This window comes from Qipengyuania intermedia (genome assembly GCF_019711615.1).
Taxonomy (GTDB): domain Bacteria; phylum Pseudomonadota; class Alphaproteobacteria; order Sphingomonadales; family Sphingomonadaceae; genus Qipengyuania; species Qipengyuania intermedia.
The window spans coordinates 156239-182696 of the sequence record NZ_JAIGNS010000001.1; the positions used below are offsets into that span (position 1 = coordinate 156239).

Sequence of the window (26458 nt, forward strand, 5' to 3'; positions counted from 1 at the left end):
AACGTCAGCGCTTTTTCGCGACCTTGATCTTGTTCTTCTTCGCGAAGTCCTTGGTGGATTCCTCGCTGCGCCCCAGAGCCTTTGCGATCTGCTTCAGCCCCTGCCCCTTGGCAGCGAGGGTGCGGAGTTGCCCCGCCTCCTCGCCCGTCCATGGTTGCTTGTGACGCTCGAAGCGTTCCTTCCCCATCAGTCGGCCTTCTTCTTCGCCGCCGCCTTCTTCTTCGGAGCAGCCTTCTTCTTGGCCGGAGCCTTGCGCTTTTTCTTGGCCGGTCCCTTGGCGGCGCGCGCATCGATCAGTTCGATGGCCTGTGCCTCGGTCACGTCCTCGGGCTTCATGTCCTTAGGGATCGTGGCGTTGGTCGTGCCGTCGGTGACGTAGGGCCCATAGCGGCCCGGCATGACCTTCATCTCGCCGCCGCTGGTGGGATGTTCGCCCAGTGTCTTAATCGGTTCGGCCTTACCACGTCCGCCGCCCTTGCGGTTGGCTGCCTGGGCAAGGATGTCGACGGCGCGGTTCATGCCGACCTCGAACACTTCGCGCGTGTTCTGCAGCTTTCCGTATTTGCCGTCATGCCGCAGGTACGGGCCGTAGCGCCCGATTGCCGCCTCGATTTCCTTGCCGGTTTCCGGATGCGCCCCGACAATGCGCGGAAGGCTCAATAGTTTGAGCGCCCATTCGAGATCGAAATCGTCGAGATCCTTGGGGATGCTGGCCCGCTTGGCGTCCTTGCCCTCGCCCAGCTGGACATAGGGGCCAAAGCGGCCGGTCTTGCGCTCTACCGGAAGGCCCGTGTCCGGGTCTTCGCCCATGACGCCGTCATTGGCCGCGTCGTCACCCTCGCTGCCAGGCTTGGCGAACTGGCGGGTGAATGTGCACTCGGGATAGTTGGCGCAGGCAACGAATGCACCGAAGCGACCACCGCGCAGCGCCAGGCGACCACCTTCGCGGCCCTCGGTCTCGCACAGCGGGCAATGGCGCGGATCCTTGCCATCGGCGCGTTCGGGGAAGAGATAGTCGGACAGGAATTCGTCCAGCACCTCGGTCACTTCCGAGGGTTTCTTCTCCATGATCTCTTCGGTCTTGGGTTTGAAGTCCTTCCAGAATTCGGCCAGCAAGGCCTTCCATTCCTCTTCGCCAGCGGAAACTTCGTCGAGCTCGTCTTCCATGCCGGCGGTGAATTCGAACGCCACGTAGCGCTCGAAGAACCGTTCGAGAAATGCTGTCAAGAGGCGACCCGATTCCTCTGCAAAGAAACGGTTTTTTTCCATGCGGACATAGTTACGATCGCGCAGCGTCTGGATCGTGCTGGCATAGGTCGACGGGCGGCCGATGCCGAGCTCTTCCAGCTTCTTGACCAGGCTCGCTTCCGAATAGCGCGGCGGTGGCTGGGTGAAGTGCTGGTTCGCCTCGACCGCCTTCTTTGCCGGGGCATCGCCCTTGCTCATATTCGGCAGCAGGCCGTCCTCGTCATCGTCCCCGCTATCGTCGCGACCTTCCTGGTACACGGCGAAGAAGCCCGGGAATTTCACGACCTGGCCGGTCGCACGCAATTCGTGCTGGCCGGTCCCGTCGCGCAGCGTCACTGTAGTGCGCTCAAGCTGGGCGGCGGCCATCTGGCTGGCCATCGCGCGCTTGAAGATCAGGTCGTAGAGCTTGCCCTCGTCGCCCGATCCTGCACGGTCTCGCTTGAAATCAGTCGGGCGGATCGCCTCGTGCGCTTCCTGCGCATTCTTGGCCTTGCTCGAATAGAAGCGCGGCTTGTCGGGAATGTAATAGGCATCGTAGCGATCGGCGATGGCCTTGCGGCAGGCGTCGATCGCGCTGCCGTCCATCTGCACGCCGTCGGTACGCATGTATGTGATCGCACCCGCCTCGTAGAGCGACTGGGCGCACCGCATCGTGTGGCTGGCCGAAAAGCCGAGCTTGCGGGCTGCTTCTTGCTGCAACGTGGAGGTCGTGAACGGCGGCGCAGGATTGCGCTTGAGCGGCTTGGTCTCGATATCCTCGATGGTGAAACGCGCATCCTGGACCGCCTTTTGCGCGGCCTTGGCGCTGCCTTCATTGCCGAGCGTCAGCTTGTCGAGCTTCTTGCCGTCGAACTTGACCAGGCGCGCGTCGAATTCCGTCCCGTCCTGTTCCAGCTTGGCGATGATCGACCAATATTCGTCGGCCTTGAAATGCTCGATCTCGATCTCGCGATCGACGATGATGCGCAGCGCAACAGACTGCACGCGGCCGGCGCTTTTCGCACCGGGCAGGCGGCGCCACAGCACCGGGCTGAGCGTGAAGCCATAAAGATAGTCGAGCGCGCGGCGAGCAAGGTATGCATCGATCAGCGGCTGGTCGAGCTCGCGCGGGGCCTTCATCGCATCGGTGACGGCCTGCTTGGTGATGGCGTTAAAGGTGACGCGGTCGACCTTCTCCGGCAGCGCCTTGCGCTTGGCCAGCAGTTCGCGGACGTGCCAGCTGATGGCTTCCCCTTCGCGGTCGGGGTCGGTCGCGAGAACGAGGCGGTCGGCCTGCTTGGCCGCATCGCTGATTTCCTTGAAGCGCTTCTGCTTGTCGCGATAGAGCTCCCAGTCCATCGCGAAATCCTCATCCGGGCGCACGCTGCCATCCTTGGGCGGCAGGTCGCGGACATGGCCGTATGAGGCGAGGACCTTGAAGTCCTTGCCGAGATATTTCTCGATGGTTTTCGCCTTTGCGGGCGACTCTACGATTACGAGTTGCATTGTGGTCTGGGACGTCCCTGAAGTTTGGGCCTTACGTGTGTACGTGCGTATACGCGCGAAAATGGGGTTCGGGTTGGAGGGGCGTCAAGCGAGTTTGTTGCGGGTGAAATTGCGGGTGGCCGCCAACGACCCGATTGCGGTCGTTGGCTCAGGCGGTTCGCGACTTCAGAATGCATTCTCGAACTGCCGCATAGAACGACACCGGTTCGCTATCTTCAGTACGCCACGTTAGATCGTCATTTGTGAAGTTGCCTAACTGCAAGACCAAGTCGTCAATTGTCTCGACCCAACGGTCGCCATTAGCGACATGCTGCCCTTGATCGTTTCGGAAATCGAGCTTCCAGCCGCCAGGCATCTCTTTATAGAACGTGATGGTGATTTGCGACCCATTGCCGTCTACTTTCGCCGTAAATGTCCGTGTCCACATCATCATCGATCCAACTGTTACACCAGCGACGAGTTCGCTGAAGGCTTCGCGGATTACAACGTCCGCTTCCCGCTCAGTAGCGGACATCAGGACAAACTCACCCGTCCCGCCGCATGTCGCTCCAGCCGCCCAGCAATCTCCAGCTCCAACAACGCTAGCTGCACCGCCGCCGCGCTTTCGCCTGACTGACGAATAAGTTCGTCGATAGCGACCGGCGCGGTTGTCAGGAGCGAGGCGATGTCGGCGGGTTCGGCCCCAGCCATCTCGGCCGGTTCGAAATCGAAGGGCGATACCGGCTCGCGAAAGGTCGAGCGCGGGCTGCCATCGAAGCCGGTGAGCAGTTCCACCACATCCTCAGGCGATTGCACCAGCACCGCGCCTTCACGGATGAGATGGTTGCAGCCGTGGCTGCGCGCTTCGAGCGGGCTGCCCGGAATCGCCATGACCTCGCGCCCTGCCTCGCCTGCCAGACGTGCGGTGATGAGGCTGCCGGACTTGACCGCCGCCTCTACTACCAGCGTCCCGCTCGCCAGCCCTGCGATGATGCGGTTGCGGCTGGGAAAGTGGCTGCCGCGAGGTTCGGTGCCGGGCGGCTGTTCTGCGATCAGCAAGCCCTCGGAGGCGATACGCTCCTGCAGGTCGGTGTGCTGCGGCGGGTAGGCGATGTCGATCCCACTTGCGATGACGCCGATGGTGCTTGGAAACGAGCCCTCGTGCGCCGCGCCGTCGATGCCGCGTGCAAGGCCCGACACAACCGTAAAGCCCGCCTCTGCCAGGCCCTGCCCGAACTCTCGCGCCAGCTTGACCGCAGCGGCGCTGGCGTTGCGCGCGCCGACCATGGCGACGCAGGGCTTCGCCGCCAGCGAGAGGTCGCCGCGATAAGTGATGATCGGCGGCGCCCCGTCGATTTCTGCAAGCAGGGCCGGATAATCCGGCTGGTCGTGGAAGAGATATTTCGCGCCCGCCGCGCGTACGCCCTCCACCTCGCGCTCGATCCGGTCCTGCGGCGCGGCGCGATATTGCCTGCCGCCCTTCTTCCCAAAGTCGGGCAGAGCCTCCAGCGCAGCAACCGCATTGCCATAGCGCGCCAGCAGCATGGCGTAGCTGACAGGTCCGATATTGGGCGAGCGCAGCAATCGGATGCGCGCGAAGGCTTCGGGCTGCGACAGAGGCGCAGCTTGCGGACGGACCGCCTCGTTCACTTGGGTGAGCCGACCTTCGGTTCGGTCCCTGCGGCCAGCCGCTTGATGTTTTCACGGTGGAGCCAGATCACCAGAACGGCGATGAGGGTCAGCACCTTGGCGAATGTCGGCATGCCAAGGACGAAGGCCATCACGGCAGCAGCCACTACCGCGCTCATCCCCGCCAGCGAACTGATGCGCGTTATGGCGAGGATGCCGATCCACACAATCGCGTAGGCGACACCGATCGGCCAGGCGAGCGCGAAGCTGACACCGGCATTGGTGGCGACGCCCTTGCCGCCCTTGAAGCCGAGCCAGACGGGGAAGGCATGTCCGATGACGGCAAACAGCGCGGCCCAGCCAATGTCCTGCCAGAACCACATTCCCGTCAGCCAAACCGGCACGAAACCTTTCGCGAGGTCGAGCAGCAGCGTGGCGGCGGCCAGCCCCTTGCTTCCGGTGCGCAGGACGTTCGTCGCCCCGATATTGCCGCTGCCCTGCTGGCGGATGTCGCCCTTCCCGGCCAGCTTGGCGAGGATCAGGCCGAACGGGATCGACCCGAAGCCATACCCCAGCAACGCGGCATAAAGCGCGGTGATGGTCAGTTCGGTCGGCACTGGCGGTCCCCTTATCTCTTCACGCAAAGGCTTGTCCTGCCCGTGTATTTCCATCTACCGCCCTAAACAAGGCGACAGGCGAAAGGATCATCGGTTTTGGACGCGAAAGCACCCATCCTGCTCTTCGATTCCGGTGTGGGCGGGCTGACCGTCCTCGCCGAATTGCGCGCCGTGCTGCCCGATGCCCCGGTGATCTACACCGCCGATATCGCAGGGCTACCCTACGGCGCGAAGAGCGAGGCGGAAGTCGCCGCGCGGGTCTCAGGCCTGCTTGGCCGCATGGCCGAACGCTACGAACCGCGCCTCATCTGCATCGCCTGCAACACCGCCAGCACGATCGCGCTCGGCATGGTCCGCGACGTACTGGAAACGCCGATCGTCGGAACTGTGCCCGCCATCAAGCCCGCGGCCGCCATCACGAAGACCGGCACCATCGGTCTGCTGGGAACCGAAGCCACGGTTCGCCAGCGCTATGTCGACGATCTCGAGAAGGAATTCGCAAGCGGTAAGACGTTGCTGCGTTATGGCGCGAACGACCTGGTCGCGCTGGGCGAAGCCAAGCTGCGCGGCGACAAGGTGAGCGTCGATGATGTAACCCGCGCCGCTTCGGGTCTCGTCCTGCAGGAAGGCGGCGAGAATCTCGACACGGTGGTGCTGGCGTGCACCCACTTCCCCTTGCTCGAGCCGGAACTGCGCGAAGCATTCGGCAAGGATGTCACCTTTGTCCATGGAGCCGAAGGCATAGCGCGGCGCGTCGCTTATCTCGTCGATGGTCAGCAATTCGATGCCTCGGGCGGCGACTTTGCGGTCACTACCGGCGAGATGGACGATTTCGAGCGCCTGGCTCCGGCCTTCGCCAAGCACGGGATTTCGCGGCTGGTGCACTTCTGATCCTTGCGAATCGTTCGCAAAGATCGCGGTGGCGAAACGGCGTTCCTTGCACTATGTGACCCCGCAGAATTTGCCGCTGACGGGCGGCGCTGACGGGCAAACCCGCGTGAACTACGACCAGATCTTCGACGAAGCGATCGACCGCCTCCACACGGAAGGCCGCTATCGCGTGTTCATCGACATCATGCGCAACAAGGGTGCGTTTCCCAATGCGCGATGCTTCCACGGCCACAACGGTCCGAAACCGATCACTGTCTGGTGTTCGAACGACTATCTTGCCATGGGCCAGCACCCCAAGGTCATCGAAGCGATGGAAAATGCGCTTCACGATGTTGGCGCAGGCTCGGGCGGCACGCGCAATATCGGCGGTAACACCCACCTCCATGTAGAGCTGGAACAGGAACTGGCCGACCTGCACCGCAAGGATGGCGCGCTGCTGTTCACCAGCGGCTATGTCTCGAACGATGCGACGCTCTCGACGCTCGCCAAGCTCCTGCCCGGCTGCGTGATTTTCTCCGACGAATTGAACCATGCCAGCATGATCGCCGGCATCCGCAATTCGGGCTGCGAGAAGCGAGTGTTCCGCCATAACGATCTGGAACATCTCGAAGAGCTGCTCGCCGCTGAAGACGAGTCGACACCCAAGCTGATCGCTTTCGAAAGCGTCTATTCCATGGATGGCGATGTCGCCCCGATCCATGCGATCTGCGACCTGGCTGAAAAGTACAATGCCCTGACCTATGTCGACGAAGTCCACGCGGTCGGCATGTATGGCAATCGCGGTGGCGGCATCACCGAACGTGACGAGGCCGCCGACCGGATCGACATCATCGAGGGCACGCTGGGCAAGGCATTCGGCGTGATGGGCGGTTATATCGCCGCCGACACCCGCGTGATCGACTGCATCCGCTCCTATGCCCCCGGCTTCATCTTCACCACCTCGCTCAGCCCGGTGCTTGTCGCGGGTGTGCTCGCAGCGGTCCGCCACCTCAAGGGCTCCAGCGAAGAGCGCGACGCCCAACAGGCGGCCGCCGCCAGCCTGAAGGCGAAAATGCGCGAAGCGGGACTGCCGGTCATGGACAGCACCACGCATATCGTGCCCCTGATGGTCGGCGATCCGGTACGCGCCAAGAAAATCAGCGACATCCTGCTCGCCGAATACGGCGTCTATGTGCAGCCGATCAATTTTCCGACCGTGCCCCGCGGGACGGAACGTTTGCGCTTCACACCCGGCCCTGCTCACAGCGAAGCGATGATGGACGAACTGGTCGCTGCGCTGGTCGAAATCTGGGACCGCATGGATATGGAACTGCGCAAGGCAGCCTGATCCGTAAGGGATTTTACCGAGCCGCTTCGCTGCGCTAATCCTTTCCCGCCTGAAGGGAGAGAAATGTGAGCGGCAATCCGGAACAGACATTCGCCGAGGTCGTCCTCGGTCGGCGCAGCATTCGAGGCTATCTCGACAAACCCGTGCCGCGCGAGTTGATCGAGGAAGTGCTGGCCCTGGCCATGCGCTCCCCCTCCTCGATGAATACACAGCCCTACCATTTCCACGTCATTACCGGAGCGCCACTCGACGCCATCCGCAACGGCAATACGGAAAACATCCTCGCAGGCGTGCCTGACAGCCGCGAGTTCCGCCGGGGGGAGCCTTTCGCCGGCGTCCATCGCGAGCGGCAGATCGGCTGCGCCGTCCAGCTGTTCGAAGCCATGGGTATCGAGCGCGACGACATGGAAAAGCGGCAGGACTGGGTGCTGCGCGGATTCCGCCAGTTCGATGCGCCGGTCTGCATCATCATTACCTACGACAAGGAATTGTCCGGCAGCGACGACACGCCTTTCGACTGCGGGGCCGTGACCACCGCACTCGTCAACGCCGCCTGGAGCCGCGGACTTGGCTGCGTGATCAATTCGCAAGGCATCATGCAATCGCCGGTGGTACGTGAGCACGCCAGCATTCCCGATGATCAGGTCATCATGAAAGCGGTCGCCATGGGCTGGCCGGACCCCGACTTTCCTGCCAACCCGGTCAAGATCACCCGCCGCGAGGTTAGCGAGGCGGCCAGGTTCGTCGGTTTCGAATAAGGGAAAGAAACGCCCGTTCGCTGGTTAGGGAAGCGAACAGGAGGACGAACTTGGCAGACAGGCTGGTAGATTTGGGTGACGGTTTCTGGACCGTCAGGGGCGAGTTTAAAATCGGGTTGCTCGAAATAGGCACCCAGTGTTCGCTTGTCAGACTGCCTGACGGAAATTTCGTCTTCCTCGACAGCTACACGCTCGACGACAGGATACGCGCACAAATCGATGGCATTGTCGGTGATGCCAAGGTCGCTGCGATCCTCAATCTCCACCCGTTTCACACCATCCATTGCGAATGGATGCACAAGGCCTACCCGGACGCCGAACTGTTCGGCACCGCGCGCCATGTCGAAAAATTCCCCACCCTTCCCTGGCAGGAAATGCGTTGTGAAAACGATGCGATGAACGAACGGTTCGGGCCCGATCTGACCTTCTCCGTCCCGCGCGGCGTTCCCCTAGTCTGCGAGGACGAGAGTGTGCATTTCTCCTCGGTTCTAGCCCTGCACCGGCCTAGCGGTACCATCCACGTGGACGACACCTTCGTCTATCTCGATAAAGGTTTCCCGCTTTCCCTGCTTCCGATGGTCAGGCGCCTGTCTTTCCACCCCACGCTGGCAAAGGCGCTTGAGCCGCGTGCAGGTGCAGCAGATGAATTTCGCGAATGGGCGATCGAGCTCGGTATAGACTGGGCCGATGCGCAGCGGATTGCCGCTGCCCATAACGCGATTTTCGAGTTCGGCGAGAAGCGCTTCCCCGATTACGTGGGAGAAGCACTTGGACGTGTCGCTCCCGTCCTCGATCGCCATCGCGCCGAGCACGGGTAAGCAGACGAGGAATTACCTGAGACTGACGACGTTGTCGGCGGCGGGACGCGTGCGGCTGCCGTCGTAGAGGCTCGCCATCGGCTCGTCCTCGACGATAATGCGCTCGGCAGAGCCGAAGCCGTTGAAGTCGGTCTTCATGGCCGCGCCATACGCGCCGAGCATACCGATCTCGATGTAGTCGCCGGCTTGGATGTCTTCCGGTAGGCTGAACGGTCCCGGCATGTAGTCGGCATCGTCGCAGGTCGGGCCGTAGAACGCGAAGTCCATTTCCGGCTTGATGAGATCGTCTTCCAGCGGGCGGACAGGGAATTTCCAGTCGACATGCGCTGCATCGAAGAGCGCCCCATAGGCACCGTCGTTGATATAGAGTTCCTCACCGCGGCGCTTTTCGACCTTTACGACGAGGCTGGAATATTCCGCGCACAGGGCGCGACCCGGCTCGCACCACAATTCGGCGTTGTAGGCGATCGGCAGCGCATAGAAGTGCTGGTGGATGATGGTGAAGTAATCTTCCAGCGGCGGCGGTTCCATGCCCGGATAGACGCTGGGGAAGCCCCCACCGACGTCGATCATGTCGATGACCACGGAAGCCTCGGCGATCGCGGCACGCGTACGGTCCAGCGCCTGGACATAAGCGAACGGGCTCATCGCCTGGCTTCCGACATGGAAGCAGACGCCCAGCCAGTCGGCATACTGGCGGGTTTCCTGAAGCAGCACGGGCGCCTCGGTCAGGTCGCAGCCGAATTTGGAAGCAAGGCTCAGCGCCGCATGCTCGCTCGAAACGCGCAGGCGAACGCACAACCTAAGGTCGGGCGCGTCGTTACCGTCCGCATCGCGGGTCGCTTCCACGATCTTGGCAAGCTCTTCGCTCGAATCCAGGCTGAAGGTCTTCACCCCATGATCGAAATAGGCTTCGCGGATGGCGCCGCGTGACTTGACCGGGTGCATGAAGCACAGCGTCGCGTCGGGCAGGACCGAACGGGTCAGCCGCACTTCCGCGATGGAGGCCACGTCAAAATGCGTAACGCCATTGTCCCACAGGATGCGGAACAGGTCAGGCGACGGATTCGCCTTCACGGCATAAAGCGATTTGCCAGGGAACTTCTCGACGAAGAAGCGGGCAGCACGCGCTGCGGCGTGCGGGCGATTGAGGATTACGGGCTCGTCCGGCGCAAGGGCGCGAACTACGGACCGGGCGTCAGGAAAATGCTGCAACTCAAGGGACCCCCTAAACAGCTCTTGCGAGCCATGAAACGACAAGCTGCCTTGCGGTTAGGAAGTCCCCTTGGGGCAGCAGGAGGCGCGCATATACTTCGTGTGTCATGAACTGCAAGTGAAAACCGTCCTCGCAATTGCAAGGTTCCACAGGTCGCATCGGGCCTGATCTGCGATGGGCCGTGCCCTCAGAAGCCGACCTTCGGCACAGCGTCGACCACGCCCTTCTCGCTGTCGTCGAGGCGGTGGAAGTCCGCTTCCTGAAAGCCGAGCGGTCCGGCAAACAGCACGGCAGGGAAGCTTTCTCGGCCCGTATTGTACCGCGAAACCGCCGCGTTCAACGCCCGGCGAGCCGCAGTCAGCTTGTCTTCCACATGGGTCAGCTCGCGCTGCAATTCCTGGAAGTTCGCGCTTGCCTTGAGGTCCGGATAGGCCTCGCCCAGTGCCAGGAGCCGGTCGAGCGCGACGCGCAGACCCTGCTCGTCCCCCGAAGAGATCGGCCCGTTCGCCGCCTGGTTGCGCGCGGAAATCACGGCATCGAGCGTCTCTTTCTCGTGTCCGGCATAGCCCTTCACCGTTTCGACGAGATTCGGGATGAGGTCGTGGCGCTGGCGCAGCTGTGCGTCGATGTCCGCAACGCCCTGGTTCACCGATTGGCGAAGCCCGACCAGCCGGTTGTAGATACCGATCACGACCAGCGCGAGCAACACGACGAGCGCGATCAGGACGATTGCAACCACTTCCATTCCTTAACCCCCTATTCGATGTCCGCGGGTATGATAGGGAACAAGGGTTAAGGGGGAAAGTACGCGTGATCGAATATCCGGACGCCGACCGGCTGATGGCAGGCGAGCTTGGCGAATGGCTGCAGGGCCAACGCCAGGTGCGCCAGGATGCGATCGCGCAGTCGCACGAACGCTTGTTCAAGTCCGGGCTCGTCCTGCTCCCCCTTGCCGCGTTCCTCTTCATCCTCGCCCCCCTGCCGCTCGAACCTAAGTTCTGGATCACCGCGATTGCCGCGGGCGGCGCATGGGCGTGGAGCCAGGTGCCGAAGCACAAGGCGAAGAAGCAGGTGAAGACAGGCATCAACGAGGCGATCGCCAACGCGCTTGGACTTGCCTACCGTCATGATTGCGAGGGCAGCGAGGCGTTTACCAGAGCGCGCGCATATTCGATGCTTCCTTCGCACGACCGCGCCAGTTTTGAGGATATGTGGGCGGGCGAAGCGGGCGGCCATTCATTGTTGCTCCACGAGGCGCATCTCGAAGAACGCCGCGGATCGGGCAAGAACCGCCGCTGGGTCACTGTGTTTCGCGGCGTTGTCCTGTCGATTGGCTTCGACGAGTCCTTCCATGGGACCACCCTGCTCGCCCCCGATGGCACCTTCAGCAAGTTCTTCGGCGGCGCGAAGGACAGTATCAAGATCGACGGACAGCTGCTCGACCGCGCGCAGATGGTCAGCCCCGAATTCGAGGACCGCTTCGACATTTACACCACCGACCAGACGGAAGCGCGCTGGCTGATGCACCCTGAGTATATCGAGCGCGTCATGGCGCTGGAACATTCGCTGGGCGGAAAACACAGCGCCGTCCTGTTCGCTGGCGGCAGCATGGTGATGGCGATCAAGAGCAGCAATATGTTCGAAAGCGGATCGCTCGATCACAACGAAGACGCGTTCCTCGTGCGCGAAACGATCGAACAGTTTGCAAGGCTGGCGGACCTGGCGCTGGCGCTGAACAGGCTGCGAACAGATTAATATGGTTTGCAACGACATATGTAGCACCGGAAAATCAGACAATTAAGCCGAGGAAACCGCAGAATTCGGCCATTCTGCCAGAATGTGCTATGAAATTTGGCGGTCGCCCAAAAACGACAGGTCGCGCTCACAAGCATTCCTTAGGGAGACCCGTCATGTCCGCAATCCGCCCTCTCGCATTCACCATTCTAGCCGCGGCGCTGGCAGTTGGATCAAGTGCGGCGCCGCCCGAAGGCAAAGGTGGCGTGGGTGGCGGAAAAGGCGGCAAGGACGATGCCGCCGACTTTCAGCCCGAAATCCTCTACCAGTACAACGGACGCAAATCGCAGGATGTCAGGCTTACCGATATCGATGCCTCATCCTTCGTAACCGTCCATGCAGCTGAGCCCGCCCAGCTTGACGGCTTTGCAGCCTCCGACGAAGAATATGCGATGATCGCCTATGCTGAAGCAGGCGACATCTACCTCACGAATTGGACGGCGTCGCCAGTCGAAATAGGTGGAAAGGCGCTCATCTCCGCGAGAGACGATCGCGCTCCGGGATCGGGCCGCGTCCACTGGATGGATTTTTCCCCGGACGGCACCCGCCTCGTGTTTACGGAAAGCTCTGCCGAACCGAACAATCTTGGCTCCGATGCGGAACGCCGCCTGTGGGTTTACGAGATCGGTAGCGAGACCCTTTCTCTCGTCCTTTGGGATTTCAGCATTCTCGACGTCGCCTGGAGTCCGGTCAGGGATGAGGACGACGTGGTGTATTTCACCGGCGGTGCTGTCGGCCTGAACTACCCCGAGCACCTTTTCCGCTTCGACATGGCGACAGGCGATCTGGATCCGGTCCTCACCTATGGTATCGATTATACGAGCAGGTATTTCGACATAACCGGCAAGCATGCCGCCGGACCGCCCAAGATTGCCATGGCGTTCAAGGAGGCCGACGGACGCGACTACATCAGGATCTACGACCTCGCAGGCAACCGCTTATACAGTGACTGGATGTCGCGCGGCGACATTCTGAATTTCGACTGCACAGGGACGCGCCTGATCGGCAAGGACGAGGGTTCGACCGGCGCCAATCTGACAATCACACAAGTCGGCGGCACCGCTACCGGTTTCGTGTCCGGTCGTGGATATCATTCAGTGTCCGACTGGATGCCGCGCAATCCTTGCTAAGCGTTAGCTCAGCCGGTCCCGGAACGTATCGTAACCGAATTCCGTCACCAGCTCGAGCTGGTCGATTTCGCTATCCCAGAGGTAGATGCTGGGTAGCTGGACACCGTTGAAGGTGTTCGTTTTCACCATCGAATAATGTGCCTGGTCGAGGAAGGCGAAGCGTTGGCCGACCTGTGCGCCCCCGGGAATGCGATAGTCGCCGATCACATCGCCTGCGAGACACGAGGGACCGCCGATGCGGACCTCGGGCGTCTCGTGGTCCATTGCCTCGCCCAGCATGGCGGGCCGATAGGGGGCTTCAATCACGTCGGGCATATGGCAGGTCGCTGAGATATCGGCGACTGCTACCGGCAGTTCGTTATGGCCGGTGTCGAGGATCGTGCCGACGAGGATGCCAGCATCGAGCGCCACGGCCTCGCCCGGTTCCAGATAGATTTCCGCGCCTGTGTCTTCCTTCGCGTCGCGCAGGAATTCGATCAGCTCCTCGCGCTGGTAATCCGCGCGAGTGATGTGGTGACCACCGCCCATGTTGATCCATTTGAGCTGGCCGAACCACGGCTCAATCGCGTCGAACACCTTGTCCCAGGTGGCATGGAGCGGTTCGAAATCCTGTTCGCACAGATTGTGGAAGTGGATACCGTCGACGCCTTCCATGATTTCCGGCGTCAGCTGGTCGATGGGAAAGCCGAGGCGGCTACCGGGGCTGGACGGGTCGTAGCGCGGCACTTCGCCGGTTGGATGCATCGGGTTGATGCGCAAGCCGACGTCGAAATCCTGTCCAGCCGCGCGTGCAGCATCGAGGATCAGGGTTGCGCGCTCCATCTGGCCGGGGGAATTGAATATCACGTGATCGGAAAGGCGGCAGACCTCTTCCAGCTCTTCCGGCTTGTAGGCGGCAGAATAGGTCGCGATCTCGCCGTCGTAGAACTCGCTCGCCAGCCGCGCTTCCCAAAGGCCCGAGGTGCACACGCCGTCGAGATATTCGCCGATGATCGGCGCGGTCGCCCACATCGAAAACGCCTTGAGTGCCGAAAGCACCTTGATATCGGCCTCGTCGCGGATTTCCGCCAGTATCTGGCAGTTCGCGCGCAGCTTGGCAGCGTCCACGACGAACGCGGGGCTGCTGACGCGGTTGAGGTCGAAATGGGCGAATGCCCCGGGATCGCCGGCTTTTGTTTCCATGCGCCGCGACTTAAGGTGCAGTGCGCCCGGAGGGAAGAGGTCTATTCGCTTGAGTCGCCTTCTACCCCGGTTAGATCGAAGCGGATCACCCGGTTCCCGTAGACATCGATCATGTAGGCTCGCCCCGCCCCGTCCAGCGCAATATCGTGGCCGAGGCTGGCATTGTTACCTTCCAAGCCGAGATCGAAAGATCTCTCAACCGTCCCATCTGGCCGATATACGCGCGCGATTGCCCCGGTTCGATCAAGCATGTCGCGACCCTCGACCGCCAATACCCAGCCGCCGCCTAACGGCTTCACGCTGTAAGTGTGGCCGCGTTCGAGGCCGCGCCATTCACCGGCCGGCTCGCCGTCGGTGGTGAGGACGGATATCCGCGCGTTTTCCCGATCAGCGACGAATACCCGGTCGCCATCGGTGGAGATGCCGTGCGGAAGGTCGAACTCGCCGGCGTCCTGTCCCTCCTCGCCCCACTGGCCCAGGAAATTACCATCGCGGTCGAAGCGGGCGATGCGGTTGTTCGTGTAGCCATCCGCAACCAGTACCGTGTCGCCAAGAAAGGCGATGTCGGCCGGGCGACCGAAGTGCTCGCCATCCTGCCCCGCTTCTCCCCTGACGCCCCACTCGGACCGTAGAATGCCTTCGTGCGAGAACCGCAGAACCTGTTCGCGAGCGACATCGGTAATCCAGATATCGTCCTCATCGTCGATGGAGAGGCCGTGCGGCATGACGAGTTCGTCCGCCGCCCAGCGGGCCAGCAGCGATCCTTCCGGCGAGAACATGAACACCGTCGGCTGCGCAATGGTTTCGGTCGTGAACGGCTCTTCCCACTCGCGCCCTGCACGGTGGAGCACGAAGACATGGCCATGGCTGTCGACATCGACCGCACTTGGCTCGCCGAATATCGCGTCTTTCGGAATTCTCGGCCATTCGGTGTCGATGGCGATGCGCGGTGCCTGTTCGCGCGGACTTCCATTGCAGGATGCAAGTGCAACCGCTGCGAGAATAGCCATCGGGGCGTTGCGCATACTCATGCGGCAATAGTATTCAGCCAGCTTTCCGCGTCAAAGACAAACTTGAAAAGGAGCGGGAGGACGCTCGCCCTCCCGCCCCTGTTCAAATATTGCGAGGCCTAGTTTGCGTCGTCGGGACGGTAGACCAGCGCGCGGATCGGCCCTTCGTAGGAGAACCCGCGCGACATCATCGCCTCGTGTCCGCTGCGCCAGTTCGACGCCCCGAAACCGGTGTAGATGGTCGTAGTTGCAGTGCCCGCTACGATCGTGTCGTGGCTTTCGCCGATCGGTTCGGGATCTACGGTTACCAGCGCATATCGCTCGTTTTCCTGCGGCACGAATTGCACCGAAAGAAGGCCTGGGCGGAACATGTACTGGTCACGCGTGAAAGCGCGCGTCTCTACGCCATCGGCATCGAGGAGCACGACTTGCGGCGAAACCACCCGAGCAAAGTCCAGCGCGGCGCCGAGTTCCACCATCTTCGCCCTGCTCGGGTCCGGCAGCGCATAGACCATGTAAGGCGCCGATGAACCATTGCGCACGAGGCACGGGCCGCTGGCCGAAAGCTCGTTATCCAGCACCCAGATCTTCTTGTCCTTGTCCGGTGTCAGGCTGACAGCCGTCACCATTTCAGGAGCATCGGCGCAGTCCGTCCGGTCGAACGACAGCGTGGCGGGATAGCTGGGCGTGGTCGTCGCACACCCGGCCAGAGCCGCCGAAGCCGCCGCGAGAAGAAGCGTCGCTTTCTTCATCGCGAACCCCGTCACCGCATCAGGCGGACGGCAGTTTCCGCCACTTCCCTGAGCGCGACGTCGATGCCCTGAGCCAGACGTTCGGGCTGGGAGATCATGTCTTCGCGGTTTTGAAACGCATAGTCCGGGCTCGGCGCGATAGTGACAATGCCAGCCTGTGCATCGACCGGATTATAGATGATGCGGTTTTCCATCAGCGTCGCTCCGGTACCGGCATCGATCATCCTGACGTCGGCTGCCACGGTCGGACGCCAAAGCTGGTTACCCGAATTGACGTAACCGTAAGCGGTGACATTGAAGTCGATTAGCGCCTGCACACCTGCGGGCGCGGTCGGGTATTCCTTGAGAAACTCACGCTTCTCGCGATCCGGACCTTCGAGCATGGCCGCTTCGATGTCGGCTTCTGCCAGTGCGGCGATAAGATAGCTTTCGAAATTGGCTTCGGGAGTGTGGTTCACGCTTTCCAGCGCTTCGTTCACACGGCTCTTGCGCGATCCCTGCACGCCAGCGTCGATGAGCGCGCCAAGCAGGCCGAAATTGCCCATGGTCGAGGCTGCTTCGAATGCCACTGCATCATCGCCCAGCGGATCGTCGACGATGGCGACAGAGGTCACCGGCACGGCAGGTGCGGTATAAGGCGTACCGACATACGGATTGGCGCATGCGGCAAGGCTAAGCAGCCCGAGGGCTGCGATAGATTTTTTCATTGATTACGTACCCCTCAAATCACCCGGCAGATAATTCCGTCCGGGCGCGTCCGTGAAAGACGACGCGAGGTATATATACGATGGATTGACGGTCAATCCTCCGAAACCGCAAAGTCGACATGGTCACTGTCTGTGGCGACTTCGCCACGACCACTATCGCCGATGTTTAAGCGGAGGCCTAACGGTCTCTACGCTTGAGTATGATTAGCGCACCCCGCTCTCGCGTGTTTGCTGCGCGGAAATGTCTCGTATTTCAGAAGGGCATGGCTCGGGAAGCTGCCTCTCTCGCAACCGCTTCGGACAGTTTTGAGGAAAGTGCCGCGCCCAAGCCGACCTTAACAAGGTCGATTGGCTTAGGCGCGGCCTTTCAATGCGTCAGAAATCGACCGGGCCGTCGAGTTCCTTCACCTGCCAGGGCAGGCCGTGATCGTTGAGCATATCCATGAAGGGATCGGGATCCATTTCCTCCATGTTGAAGACGCCGTCGCCTTCCCACTTGCCCGTCACCATCATGGCCGAACCGATCATCGCAGGCACGCCGGTGGTATAGGAGACCGCCTGGTTGCCGGTTTCCTCGTAAGCCGCTTCGTGGCTGCAGATATTGTTGATGTAGAAGGTCTTCTCGCCGGAGCCATCCAGCGCCTCGCCGGTCGCGATGACACCTATGTTGGTGTTGCCCTTGGTCGTTTCGCCAAGCGTTTCCGGCTTGGGGAGCACGGCGGCGAGGAATTGCAGCGGGATGATGTCCTTGCCCTGGTAACGGACCGGATCGATCCGCGTCATGCCGACATTCTGCAGCACGGTGAGGTGCTTGATGTATTCATCGCCAAAGGTCATCCAGAAGCGCGCCCGCTCCAGCTCAGGATTGAACTTGGCGAGGCTTTCCAGCTCCTCGTGATACATCATGTACATATTCTTCGGGCCGACGCCCTCGAAGTCGAATTCGACCTTCTTGCCCATCGCCGGGGTCTCGACGAACTCACCGTCTTCCCAGTGACGCGCAGGCGCAGTCACTTCGCGGATGTTGATTTCCGGGTTGAAGTTGGTGGCGAAAGCCTGGCCGTGATCGCCGCCATTGCAGTCGAGAATGTCGAGCTGACGAATGGTCTTCAGCTTGTGCTTCTTGAGCCACATGGTGAAGACGCTGGTCACGCCCGGATCGAAGCCCGATCCCAGCAGCGCCATGATGCCCGCCTCCTTGAAGCGGTCGTGATAGGCCCACTGCCAGTGGTATTCGAACTTGGCCTCGTCCTTGGGTTCGTAATTGGCCGTGTCGAGGTAATCGACGCCCACTTCGAGACAGGCGTCCATGATCGGCAAGTCCTGGTACGGGAGCGCCAGGTTCACGACCAGGCTCGGCTGGACCTGCTTGATCAGGCGGACCATCGCCGGGACTTCTTCCGCGTCGATCTCGTAAGTGCTGATGCCGACGCCGGTGCGCTCTTTCACGCTGGCGGCGATTGTGTCGCACTTGCTCTTCGTACGGCTGGCGAGATGGATATCGGTGAAGATATTCTTATTCATCGCCATCTTGTGAACGCACACGCTGCTGACGCCGCCTGCGCCGATGACCAGGACTGTCGACATGGGAAAACCTCTTAGCTGAATTCGATTCTTGCCTGCCCCCTAGCGAAATGCGCTATCGCAGCCAAATGATCCGAGACGATATGCGCAAACCGACGACACAGGGCGTCATTGATGCCGCCGCATCGATCGCCGGAATACTGCAGCCCAGCCCACTGCTCCCTGTCGAAATCGGCGGGGCGAAAGTGCATGTGAAGGCAGAGAGCCTCCAGCCTGTCGGCGCCTTCAAGATCCGCGGCGGCTGGTGGCGGCTTTCGAACCTGACCGAGGAAGAAAGGGCGCGCGGTGTTATCGCAGTGTCTTCGGGCAATCACGCGCAAGGTGTTGCGTGGGCAGCTCGCAAGCTCGGGATCAAGGCTGCCATCGTCATGCCGCGCAACGCGCCGCGGGTGAAGCTTGAAGCCACCCGCGCCCTTGGTGCAGAAATCGTGCTCTACGAACGCCCAGGCGAGGATCGCGACGAGGTCGCAGCCAAGCTGGTTGCAGGACGCGGCGGAACGCTGGTCCACGCTTTCGGCGATCCCTGGGTGATAGAAGGACAGGGAAGCGCAGGTATAGAGATCGAGCAACAGCTTGGCCGGGCACCATCACGTCTGATCGTATGCTGCGGCGGTGGCGGACTGGCAGCCGGCCTCGCCCTCGCCTGCCCGCAAAGCGCGATCCACGTGATCGAGCCGTACGGGTGGGACATGGTTGGACAAGCGCTGGCGGCAGGCGAAATCGTGCGTGTAGCCGCTAATCCGCCTTCCACCATTTGCGACGCCTTGCAGCCCGACGCGACGAAGCCGATCAACCTGGGCGTGCTTCAAGGGCGCGCCGAGCCCGGAGTAACCGTGACCGACGAGGAAGTGCGCGAGGCGCAGCGCTTTGCCTTTTCGAAGCTCAACCTCGTCGTGGAACCCGGGGGCGCCGCAGCGCTCGCGGGAGCGCTTGCCGGCAAGGTTCAGCTGGACGAGGACACCGTCATCATGATCACCGGCGGCAATACGGACGCCGACAGCTTCGCCGAAACGCTACGCGGAGTTTGACAATCGGCGCGCCCCGCATCACCCATGCAGGCACAAAGGGAGGGAGTTCTTTCAATGCAGGCTCAAATGCTGGCACCGGCAGCGGTGCTGATCGCGTGGTCGCTTATCATGCTGCTGTGGATGGCGTTCACCCGCTTTCCGGCCATGAAGAAGAGCGGAATGGACCTCGGCAATGCCAAGCCCGGTGGCCGCGGGCAGGACCTGGAAGGCGTATTGCCGGACAAGGTGCAGTGGAAATCCCATAACTACGCGCACCTGATGGAACAGCCGACCATCTTTTACCCGACCGTCCTCATCATCGCCCTGCTGGGCGGCACCGGCGTTGATGCGCTGGTGGCGTGGATCTATGTCGGCCTTCGCATCATCCATTCGGTCTGGCAGGCGACGGTAAACACCGTCTCGGTGCGCTTCCCGCTGTTCGTGCTGGCGACAATTGCGCTTGCCTACCTGGCAGTCCGCGCTGTCACCCTCACCATGTTCGCCGTTTAAGGAGAGGCCAGATGGATATCGCACACTCGCCCATCCTCCAGCCCGTCGTGGCGCTGGCGATCTGGACCATGATCATGTGGTGCTGGATGTATGGCACCCGCATTCCGGCCATGAGCCGCAATCCCAAGATTGATGCTGCCAAGCTCGTCGGTACTACAGGTGCGAGCCTGCGCGCCGAATTGCCTGAAAAAGTCAGCTGGAAGGCGGACAATTACAACCACCTGCACGAAGCGCCGACCGTGTTCTATGCCATTGCGCTGGTGCTGGCTATCACCGGTTACGGTGATGGCTTAAACGCACTGCTCGCGTGGATTTATGTCGGGCTCAGGGTCATACACTCGCTGGTCCAGTCGACCAGCAACCGCGTTCTCGTGCGTTTCGTGCTGTTCGCCCTGTCGAGCATCGTGCTGATGGCGATGATCTTCCACGCGGCGATCGTCACCTTCGACATCCACCTGTAAGCGCACAGGCGGCGGAGTAGCCTTACTCCGCCGCTTCGCGTTCAGCCACTTCGAGGGTCGCCAGAAAGCGCTCGGCGTCGAGTGCCGCCATGCAGCCGGTGCCGGCCGCGGTTACCGCCTGGCGATAGGTGTGATCCATCACGTCGCCAGCCGCGAACACTCCAGGTACCGAAGTTTTCGGCGTGCCCGCCTCGACGAGCAGATAGCCGCTGTCGTCCATCGGCAGCTTGCCCATGAACAGTTCAGTCGAGGGCGCATGGCCGATCGCGACAAAAGCGCCATCGCAAGAGAAGTCGCTATCTTCGCCCGTCTGGGTATCGCGCAGCCGCAAGTGCGACAGCGCGCCATTCTCGCCCGCTTCGAAGCTTTCGACCGTCTTGTTCCACAGGACCGAGATCTTGGGGTGGTTCAGCAGGCGATCCTGCAGGATCTTCTCCGCGCGCAGTTCGTCGCGGCGGTGGATCAGGGTGACGTCGTCCGAGTGGTTCGTCAGGTAGAGAGCTTCTTCGACGGCAGTATTGCCGCCTCCGATGACGGCGACTTTCTTGCCGCGATAGAAGAAGCCGTCGCACGTCGCGCAGGCCGATACGCCCTTGCCGCCAAGTTCCTGCTCGCCCGGCACGCCAAGCCATTTGGCCTGCGCGCCTGTTGCGATCACCAGGACGTCGCCGATATATTCATCGCCGCTGTCGCCCACGGCGCGGAACGGAGACCCGTTTTCCAGATCGACCTCGACGATGGTGTCCCACATCATGCGCGTGCCGACATGCTCGGCCTGCGCTTTCATTTCTTCCATCAGCCAGGGACCCTGCACCACATCGCGAAAGCCGGGATAATTCTCGACATCGGTGGTGATCGTCAGCTGGCCGCCGGGCTGGAGGCCCTGCACCACGATCGGCTCCATCATCGCACGCGCGCCGTAGATGGCTGCGGAATAGCCGGCCGGGCCGGAACCGATGATGAGCATTTTGGTGCGATGGGTAGCCATGGAAACTGTCTCTAAATCGTCTGAATTGAAGCGAAGGCGCTATATGGGGATTGGTCGGGCGAGAGTCACGCCAGATAGGCGCTGCACAGCCTCTCGCGAAGGGGTTCATCCACACCTAAGGCGGCTTCGATATACCGATCGAGCGATCCGTGGTCTGCCTCTACTTCTTTCCAGAATGTCGCGAGATAGTCTTCCTGCACGCCTAGCAGTGCCTTGACTGCATCATCGTCGAGCTTGCGACCCAGCCGCGCCTCGATCCCCGGCACCGACTGCGCGGCCAGCACATCCATGCTCGGCGCATCATTGGTCCGCAGGAACTCCGCCATCTGGCGATCGCGGTCGACGCCCAGGATGTGCAGCAAGAGCATGGCCGCGACACCGGTGCGGTCCTTCCCGGCGAAGCAATGGACGAGGCTGGCCCCTTCCCTGTCCGACAAGATATTGAGATAGCGGCCAAACATCTCGGTCATGGCCGGATTGCGCGGCATACGGGTGTAGACTGCCATCATGCGCTTCCGCGCGAACTCGGCCGTGGTGGTTTCGGCATCCACATCCATATGCGGCGGGCTGGAGCTGGTTTCGCCCTCGTAGAACACCACCTCGCCATCGAAGCCCTCGACCCGGCGACAGGGATTGCGCTCCCGCTCGCTGGCGCCGCGCAGGTCGATGACGGTGCGGATATGAAGTCTGCCGATCGCTTCCAGGTCTTCGTCGCTTGCGTCGACATGCTGTCCGGAACGCCACAGCAGCCCCGTCTTCACCCGCGCGCCGTCGGTTGTCTCCCACCCTCCGTAATCGCGGAAATTGTGAATGCCGTCGGTTTCGATGAAAGGATCGCGAATCATGCTTCGCGGTGTGGCAGGCACGCCACCATCCCGCAATGCGCGCTAGGGGCGAACGCGTAGTGCCGACCTTACCGTGAATTCGCATAAGACCCCTTAATCCGCGGCTATCCGGGCAGCCAGACGAAGGGCAGTGCAAATGGCGAAGATCATCATCGTGGACGACGACGAAATCATTGCGGACATGGCGAGCAATATCCTGTTCGAAGCGGGCCACGTATGCGGCTGGGTGCCCGACGGGGAAAAGGCGCTCGAATTGCTCCGCTGGCGACGGCCCGACCTGCTGCTGCTCGATCACGATATGCCCGGCCTGACCGGGGCGCAGGTCCTGCGATCCCTGCGCAGCTCTGCCGAGAATTACGACCTGCCCGTCATCATGTTCACCGGTCTTTCGGGCGCGGAAGACGAAAGTCACGCCTATTACAATGGCGCGCAGGGCTTCATCCGTAAGCCGTTCGACGCCAAGATGCTGCTGCACGAAGTCAATCTGGTGTTGAAGGCGCGCGCGGAACGGCCGCAACACCGCACCCTGATAGAGCATCTGGAGCAGAAAGCGGGACGTTGGAGAGACTCACCCGAAAAGCGCGTGATGCTCTGAAACCTGCTTAGCGCGTATCGAGATCGCGCAGGAAATTGCTCGTCCAATCCTTGACATTGTCGTCGCGAACCGTGGAAACCAGCGCTTCGTAGCGCCTCCGCCGCTCCTCGACCGGCATATCGAGCGCTGTGGCGATCGCATGCGACAGATCGTCCGGGCTGTGCGGATTGACCAGGACCGCCTCCTGCATTTGGGCGGCTGCACCGGCAAATCGCGAAAGGATGAGTACGCCCGGATCTTCGGGATCCTGCGCGGCGATATATTCCTTCGCCACCAGATTCATTCCATCACGCAGCGGAGTAACAAGTCCGATCTTGGCGGCGCGGAAAAAGCCGTAAAGTTGCTCGTGACTGTAACCGCGGTTCACATAGCGCACCGGGACAAGGTCGACCTCGCTGCGCGCGCCATTGATCTGTCCGGCCTTCTGTTCGAGCAGCGTGCGGATTTTCTGGTAGCTCTCGACATCCTCTCGGCTCGGCGGCGCGACCTGGATGAACACGAGATCGCGAACCCGCTCCGGATTGCGGTCGAAAAAGCGGCCAATGCCGTCGAGACGCTCGGGCAGTCCCTTGGAATAGTCGAGCCGGTCGACGCCGATCATGGCGGTGCGGCGACGAGTGGAACTTAAGAGACGCTGCTCTGCCTGACGGGCTTCGCCGGTGTCCCTGAGGCTGGTAAAGTGGTCCCAGTCGATACCGATGGGGTAGGCGCGCGCGATTGTCGTGCGCCCGTCCAGCGTGACCGAACCGCTGGCATCGTCGACCTCTGCGCCGAGTTCGGTCCGGCAATAATGGAGGAAGCTGTCCAGCCATTCCTGCGTTTGGAAACCAAGCAGGTCGTAGTGCAGCATCGTGCGCACCAGCCGCTCGTGATAGGGTAGCGACACGAACAGGCGCGTTGGTGGCCACGGGATGTGGAGGAAGAACCCGATCCGGTTTTTCACGCCGCGCGACCTTAGCCGTTCTCCCAAAGGGATCAGGTGGTAATCGTGGACCCAGACGATGTCTTCGTCCTCGATCAACGGGCGCAGCGTTTCCGCAAAGCTTTCGTTGACGCGCTCGTAGCCCTTACCGGTCTCGCGTTCGTATTCCGCCAGATCGAGCCTGTAATGGAACAGCGGCCACAAGGTCGAATTGGCATAGCCGTTATAATATTCGTCGACGTCGCGCTTCGAGAGATCGATCGTCGCGGTCGTCACGCCGTCGGTGGTTTGCGTAGAGATTTCGCCCGAATTCTCTTCCACCTCTTCACCGGACCAGCCGAACCAGACCCCGCTGCGATCCTTGAGCGCGGCATTCAGTGCACCGGCGAGCCCGCCCTGAGCCCCTGCCGCCCCGCGCGCCTTGGGTACAGCCACCCGGTTGGAGACAACCACAAGACGCGTATCTTCGCTCACCTGACGTTACTCCATGGCTTCGACAACAATCCGGCTGAATTGATTATTCCAACCAGCGAGTAGGTCTGGGGGAAGTTCCCCCAGAGTTCCCCAGTGTCGTAGTCGAGATCCTCGCTCAGGAGGCCCGAACGCGTCGTATGGCTGAGCATGGCGCAGAACAGGTCTCGCGCCTCGGCGCTTCGCCCTGTCAGGTGCAGCGCCTCGATCAGCCAGAAGGTGCACACGTTGAAAGCCGTCTCCGGCGCACCGAAGTCGTCTTCGGCCGCGTAACGCAGCATGTGATCGCCCCTGCGCAGGTCGCGTTCCACAGCTGCAAATGTTTTCAGGAAGCGTTCGTCGTCGGGCGCTAGATACCGAAGCTCCACCATCTGGAGCAGGCTGGCGTCGAGATAATCGCTTTCGAAACTGGCGCCGTAATGGCCGCCCTCCTCGCTCCATGCGTTCTTTTCGATCTTTGCACGGATCGCTTCGGCACGTTCCTTCCAGTAACGCACGCGATCACCCTTGCCGAGGCGCGCGGCGACGTTTGCGAGGCGGTCGCAAGCCGCCCAGCACATTACGGCCGAATAGGTATGGACCTCCTGCCGCGTACGGAATTCCCATAGGCCCGCATCGGGTTTGTCATGCTTGGCCCAGGCGGCCTCGCCCACTTCCTCGAGATGGGCGAAGTCCGTTTCGTCCGCCATTCGTAGCAGTCGGGTATCGAAGAAAGCCTGCGCGGTAGGCATGACGATCTGGCCATAACAATCGTACTGGACCTGTTTATAGGCCGCGTTGCCGACGCGTACCGGGCCCATCCCGCGATAGCCCGCGAGGTTTTCTGCAAAGCTTTCGTGCAGTTCCGCCTCGCCCATCACCGAGTAAAGCGGCTGGATCTGCCCTCCCCGCGCCTGGTCGATGATGTTGCGCAAGTAGGCGAGATATTTCTCCAGCACATCCAGCGCGCCAAGCCGGTTGAGCGCCTGGACGGTGTAATAGCTGTCCCTGATCCAGCAGTAGCGATAGTCCCAGTTGCGCTCGCTTCCTGCCGCTTCCGGGATGGATGTCGTCAGGGCCGCGACGATCGCGCCCGTTTCTTCGTGCTGGCACAGCTTGAGCGTGATGGCTGCGCGGATCGTCTCCTCCTGCCATTCCAGCGGGATGTGCAGGCCGCGAACCCAGTGCTGCCAGTATTTGCGCGTATTGGCCTCCATCCGCCGGATTTCGCTGCGGATATTGCCGACGAAAGGCTCGTCGGGGCCAAGGAAGAAGTGCTGGTCAGCCTCGACACGGTAGCTACGGCCTTCGAGGACGTATCCGACCGGCGCATCGGTCGACAGTCGCATGGTCTGGTCGCCGAGCTGGTAGCGCACGTGATTGGTGCCATTGGTAGTCGTCGCTTCGGCGCTGCCATAGCCGTGCAGCGGCGCAAGCCGTACGCGAAGCCGCGGCGCGCCGGCGACGGGCCGCACGATGCGGGTGAAGGCTACCGGGCGGTACATCCTGCCCGAGCCTTCGTAACGCGGTGCGAAGTCGGTGATTTCCACCGCACTGCCGTCTTCCGCCTCGAGGCGTGTGACGAGGATCGGGGTATTACGCTCGTACTGCTGGCTGGCGGACACCTGCCCTTCCAGCTCGAAGCGCCAGACACCCTGGTCCACCTTGTCGCCATTCAGCAGCGAACAGAAGATCGGGTCGCCATCGACCCGCGGGACGCAAGCCCAGACGAAGCCCGCGCGCTCGTCCACAAGGGCGCTGACCTGGCAATTGCCGACGGGAGAAAGTTCGAGAGAGCTTTGTGTCACAGTTCCAGCCATTGATGCACGGCGCCCACGCCGCTCAGGTGAAAACGGGCGTTCTCGCTGTCGCGCTCGCCCACGGCAATGCCAAAACCTCCGCATTCGTTTGCAGCCGCCATGCCATCTTCATCGGTCGTGTCGTCCCCGACAAATACTGGCAGTGAGCCTGAAAACGGCTGCTCCGAAAGGAAAGCACGCACAGCCCCGCCCTTGTCGGCGCCCGGTCGTACAATTTCGGCAATGGATTTGCCGGTGGCGAGATGGAGGTCATGTGCATCTGCGACCGAGCGGGCAAAGGCGACGGCCTTTTCCTCCTTGTCCGGAGCGCCGCGGAAATGAATCGCACCGCCGTGGCTCTTTTTCTCATACAGCAAGCCGTGTTCTGCCGCGAATTCGCGCAACTCGCTGACCACCGGATCGGGCAGTCCCTCGGGGGCGCGTCCCAGGCGCGATCCATCGGCAAACAGGCGGGATACGCCATGCGATCCCGCCCGGCATACAGCGATGTCGTCGAGATGGCTTTCCAGATCGTCGAGAGCGCGCCCGGTGACCAGCGCCAGCCTCCCCTCGAGCCTGTCACGGAGGCGGTGCAGCCTGTCGACCATGTCCTGCGGGACATCTATCGCGCCCGGCTCCGGCGCCAGCTCGACCAGTGTTCCGTCGAAATCGAGAAACAGAGCAAGGCGATCCTGCGCAAGCAGGTCGTGAAATTTGGGTGGAGGCGGTAGCAAGAGGGGGCTGGCCATCGCCC

Annotated in this window: 27 protein-coding genes; 10 read left to right on the forward strand and 17 right to left on the reverse strand. The window is 61.7% G+C overall.

The window, feature by feature from the left end; genetic code table 11:
- Positions 1 to 4: 4 nt before the first annotated feature.
- From K3179_RS00680 to plsY, 5 genes are all read right to left on the reverse strand, one after another.
- The gene (locus K3179_RS00680) at positions 5 to 187 is read right to left on the reverse strand and encodes a hypothetical protein (RefSeq protein ID WP_160594611.1); all 183 of its coding nucleotides are present in this window, start codon (positions 185 to 187) and stop codon (positions 5 to 7) included.
- Positions 187 to 2733 (reverse strand): type I DNA topoisomerase, encoded by a 2547-nt coding sequence (gene topA, locus K3179_RS00685; protein WP_221562025.1) that lies wholly within the window; start codon positions 2731 to 2733, stop codon positions 187 to 189. Before topA ends, K3179_RS00680 begins: the two co-directional genes overlap by 1 nt.
- A gap of 148 nt (positions 2734 to 2881) precedes the next feature.
- Positions 2882 to 3247: a hypothetical protein gene (locus K3179_RS00690; protein ID WP_221562026.1), complete on the reverse strand. Its 366-nt coding sequence runs from the start codon at positions 3245 to 3247 to the stop codon at positions 2882 to 2884.
- Positions 3247 to 4362: a DNA-processing protein DprA gene (dprA, locus tag K3179_RS00695; protein WP_221562027.1), complete on the reverse strand. Its 1116-nt coding sequence runs from the start codon at positions 4360 to 4362 to the stop codon at positions 3247 to 3249. The genes K3179_RS00690 and dprA overlap by 1 nt, the downstream gene beginning before the upstream one ends.
- Positions 4359 to 4958, reverse strand: coding sequence for a glycerol-3-phosphate 1-O-acyltransferase PlsY (gene plsY / locus K3179_RS00700; protein ID WP_345721678.1), 600 nt, complete (start codon positions 4956 to 4958; stop codon positions 4359 to 4361). The genes dprA and plsY overlap by 4 nt, the downstream gene beginning before the upstream one ends.
- A gap of 96 nt (positions 4959 to 5054) precedes the next feature.
- On the opposite strand from plsY, the gene murI reads away from it, so the two are divergent.
- From murI to K3179_RS00720, 4 genes are all read left to right on the forward strand, one after another.
- A complete protein-coding gene (murI, locus tag K3179_RS00705) occupies positions 5055 to 5849 on the forward strand; it encodes a glutamate racemase (RefSeq protein WP_221562029.1) in 795 nt (264 codons plus the stop codon).
- Between the two features lie 106 nt (positions 5850 to 5955).
- A complete protein-coding gene (gene hemA, locus K3179_RS00710) occupies positions 5956 to 7176 on the forward strand; it encodes a 5-aminolevulinate synthase (RefSeq protein ID WP_221562969.1) in 1221 nt (406 codons plus the stop codon).
- 65 nt (positions 7177 to 7241) lie between these two features.
- Positions 7242 to 7934 (forward strand): nitroreductase, encoded by a 693-nt coding sequence (locus tag K3179_RS00715; RefSeq protein WP_221562030.1) that lies wholly within the window; start codon positions 7242 to 7244, stop codon positions 7932 to 7934.
- 50 nt (positions 7935 to 7984) lie between these two features.
- On the forward strand, positions 7985 to 8752 hold the full coding sequence (locus tag K3179_RS00720) for a hypothetical protein (protein WP_221562031.1): 768 nt from the start codon (positions 7985 to 7987) through the stop codon (positions 8750 to 8752).
- A 12-nt stretch (positions 8753 to 8764) separates the two neighbouring features.
- On the opposite strand, the gene K3179_RS00725 is transcribed toward K3179_RS00720, so the two are convergent.
- Complete coding sequence (locus K3179_RS00725) at positions 8765 to 9967, reverse strand: type III PLP-dependent enzyme (protein WP_221562032.1); 1203 nt, start codon at positions 9965 to 9967, stop codon at positions 8765 to 8767.
- Positions 9968 to 10155: 188 nt separating this feature from the next.
- Positions 10156 to 10713, reverse strand: coding sequence for a LemA family protein (locus tag K3179_RS00730; RefSeq protein ID WP_221562033.1), 558 nt, complete (start codon positions 10711 to 10713; stop codon positions 10156 to 10158).
- A gap of 65 nt (positions 10714 to 10778) precedes the next feature.
- Here K3179_RS00730 and K3179_RS13555 point away from each other — a divergent pair, with 65 nt between their 5' ends.
- Positions 10779 to 11723: a DUF3137 domain-containing protein gene (locus K3179_RS13555; RefSeq protein WP_221562034.1), complete on the forward strand. Its 945-nt coding sequence runs from the start codon at positions 10779 to 10781 to the stop codon at positions 11721 to 11723.
- 155 nt (positions 11724 to 11878) lie between these two features.
- Positions 11879 to 12892, forward strand: a complete 1014-nt coding sequence (locus K3179_RS00740) for a hypothetical protein (protein ID WP_221562035.1) — start codon at positions 11879 to 11881, stop codon at positions 12890 to 12892.
- Between the two features lie 3 nt (positions 12893 to 12895).
- Here K3179_RS00740 and K3179_RS00745 read toward each other — a convergent pair whose 3' ends face one another.
- The 5 genes from K3179_RS00745 to K3179_RS00765 form a co-directional block, all read right to left on the reverse strand.
- Positions 12896 to 14074, reverse strand: a complete 1179-nt coding sequence (locus K3179_RS00745) for a carboxynorspermidine decarboxylase (RefSeq protein WP_221562036.1) — start codon at positions 14072 to 14074, stop codon at positions 12896 to 12898.
- 41 nt (positions 14075 to 14115) lie between these two features.
- Positions 14116 to 15105 (reverse strand): peptidyl-alpha-hydroxyglycine alpha-amidating lyase family protein, encoded by a 990-nt coding sequence (locus K3179_RS00750; protein ID WP_247712754.1) that lies wholly within the window; start codon positions 15103 to 15105, stop codon positions 14116 to 14118.
- Positions 15106 to 15203: 98 nt separating this feature from the next.
- Positions 15204 to 15836, reverse strand: coding sequence for a hypothetical protein (locus K3179_RS00755; RefSeq protein WP_221562037.1), 633 nt, complete (start codon positions 15834 to 15836; stop codon positions 15204 to 15206).
- A gap of 11 nt (positions 15837 to 15847) precedes the next feature.
- Positions 15848 to 16543: a hypothetical protein gene (locus K3179_RS00760; RefSeq protein WP_221562038.1), complete on the reverse strand. Its 696-nt coding sequence runs from the start codon at positions 16541 to 16543 to the stop codon at positions 15848 to 15850.
- Positions 16544 to 16918: 375 nt separating this feature from the next.
- On the reverse strand, positions 16919 to 18130 hold the full coding sequence (locus K3179_RS00765; RefSeq protein ID WP_221562039.1) for a saccharopine dehydrogenase family protein: 1212 nt from the start codon (positions 18128 to 18130) through the stop codon (positions 16919 to 16921).
- Between the two features lie 65 nt (positions 18131 to 18195).
- Between K3179_RS00765 and K3179_RS00770 the strand changes: the two genes are divergently transcribed.
- From K3179_RS00770 to K3179_RS00780, 3 genes are read left to right on the forward strand one after another with little or no spacing between them, the layout of a single operon-like run.
- A complete protein-coding gene (locus tag K3179_RS00770) occupies positions 18196 to 19155 on the forward strand; it encodes a threonine ammonia-lyase (RefSeq protein ID WP_221562040.1) in 960 nt (319 codons plus the stop codon).
- Positions 19156 to 19209: 54 nt separating this feature from the next.
- Positions 19210 to 19644 carry an MAPEG family protein gene (locus tag K3179_RS00775; RefSeq protein ID WP_221562041.1) on the forward strand — a complete coding sequence of 145 codons (435 nt, stop codon included), beginning with the start codon at positions 19210 to 19212 and terminating at the stop codon, positions 19642 to 19644.
- Between the two features lie 11 nt (positions 19645 to 19655).
- Positions 19656 to 20105 carry an MAPEG family protein gene (locus K3179_RS00780; RefSeq protein ID WP_221562042.1) on the forward strand — a complete coding sequence of 150 codons (450 nt, stop codon included), beginning with the start codon at positions 19656 to 19658 and terminating at the stop codon, positions 20103 to 20105.
- Positions 20106 to 20127: 22 nt separating this feature from the next.
- Here the strand turns inward: K3179_RS00780 and trxB are convergent, their stop codons facing one another.
- Together trxB and K3179_RS00790 are read right to left on the reverse strand one after the other, a co-directional pair.
- Positions 20128 to 21093 carry a thioredoxin-disulfide reductase gene (gene trxB / locus K3179_RS00785; protein WP_221562043.1) on the reverse strand — a complete coding sequence of 322 codons (966 nt, stop codon included), beginning with the start codon at positions 21091 to 21093 and terminating at the stop codon, positions 20128 to 20130.
- A 65-nt stretch (positions 21094 to 21158) separates the two neighbouring features.
- Positions 21159 to 21938, reverse strand: a complete 780-nt coding sequence (locus K3179_RS00790; protein WP_221562044.1) for a tyrosine-protein phosphatase — start codon at positions 21936 to 21938, stop codon at positions 21159 to 21161.
- Between the two features lie 136 nt (positions 21939 to 22074).
- On the opposite strand from K3179_RS00790, the gene K3179_RS00795 reads away from it, so the two are divergent.
- Positions 22075 to 22533 (forward strand): response regulator, encoded by a 459-nt coding sequence (locus tag K3179_RS00795; protein ID WP_221562045.1) that lies wholly within the window; start codon positions 22075 to 22077, stop codon positions 22531 to 22533.
- A 7-nt stretch (positions 22534 to 22540) separates the two neighbouring features.
- Here K3179_RS00795 and K3179_RS00800 read toward each other — a convergent pair whose 3' ends face one another.
- Genes K3179_RS00800 through otsB form a run of 3 tightly spaced genes read right to left on the reverse strand, consistent with a single transcriptional unit; the run spans position 22541 to position 26453 of the window.
- A complete protein-coding gene (locus tag K3179_RS00800; protein ID WP_221562046.1) occupies positions 22541 to 23929 on the reverse strand; it encodes an alpha,alpha-trehalose-phosphate synthase (UDP-forming) in 1389 nt (462 codons plus the stop codon).
- On the reverse strand, positions 23926 to 25725 hold the full coding sequence (locus tag K3179_RS00805; RefSeq protein WP_221562047.1) for a glycoside hydrolase family 15 protein: 1800 nt from the start codon (positions 25723 to 25725) through the stop codon (positions 23926 to 23928). The genes K3179_RS00800 and K3179_RS00805 overlap by 4 nt, the downstream gene beginning before the upstream one ends.
- Positions 25710 to 26453: a trehalose-phosphatase gene (otsB, locus tag K3179_RS00810; protein WP_221562048.1), complete on the reverse strand. Its 744-nt coding sequence runs from the start codon at positions 26451 to 26453 to the stop codon at positions 25710 to 25712. The genes K3179_RS00805 and otsB overlap by 16 nt, the downstream gene beginning before the upstream one ends.
- Positions 26454 to 26458: the final 5 nt, after the last annotated feature.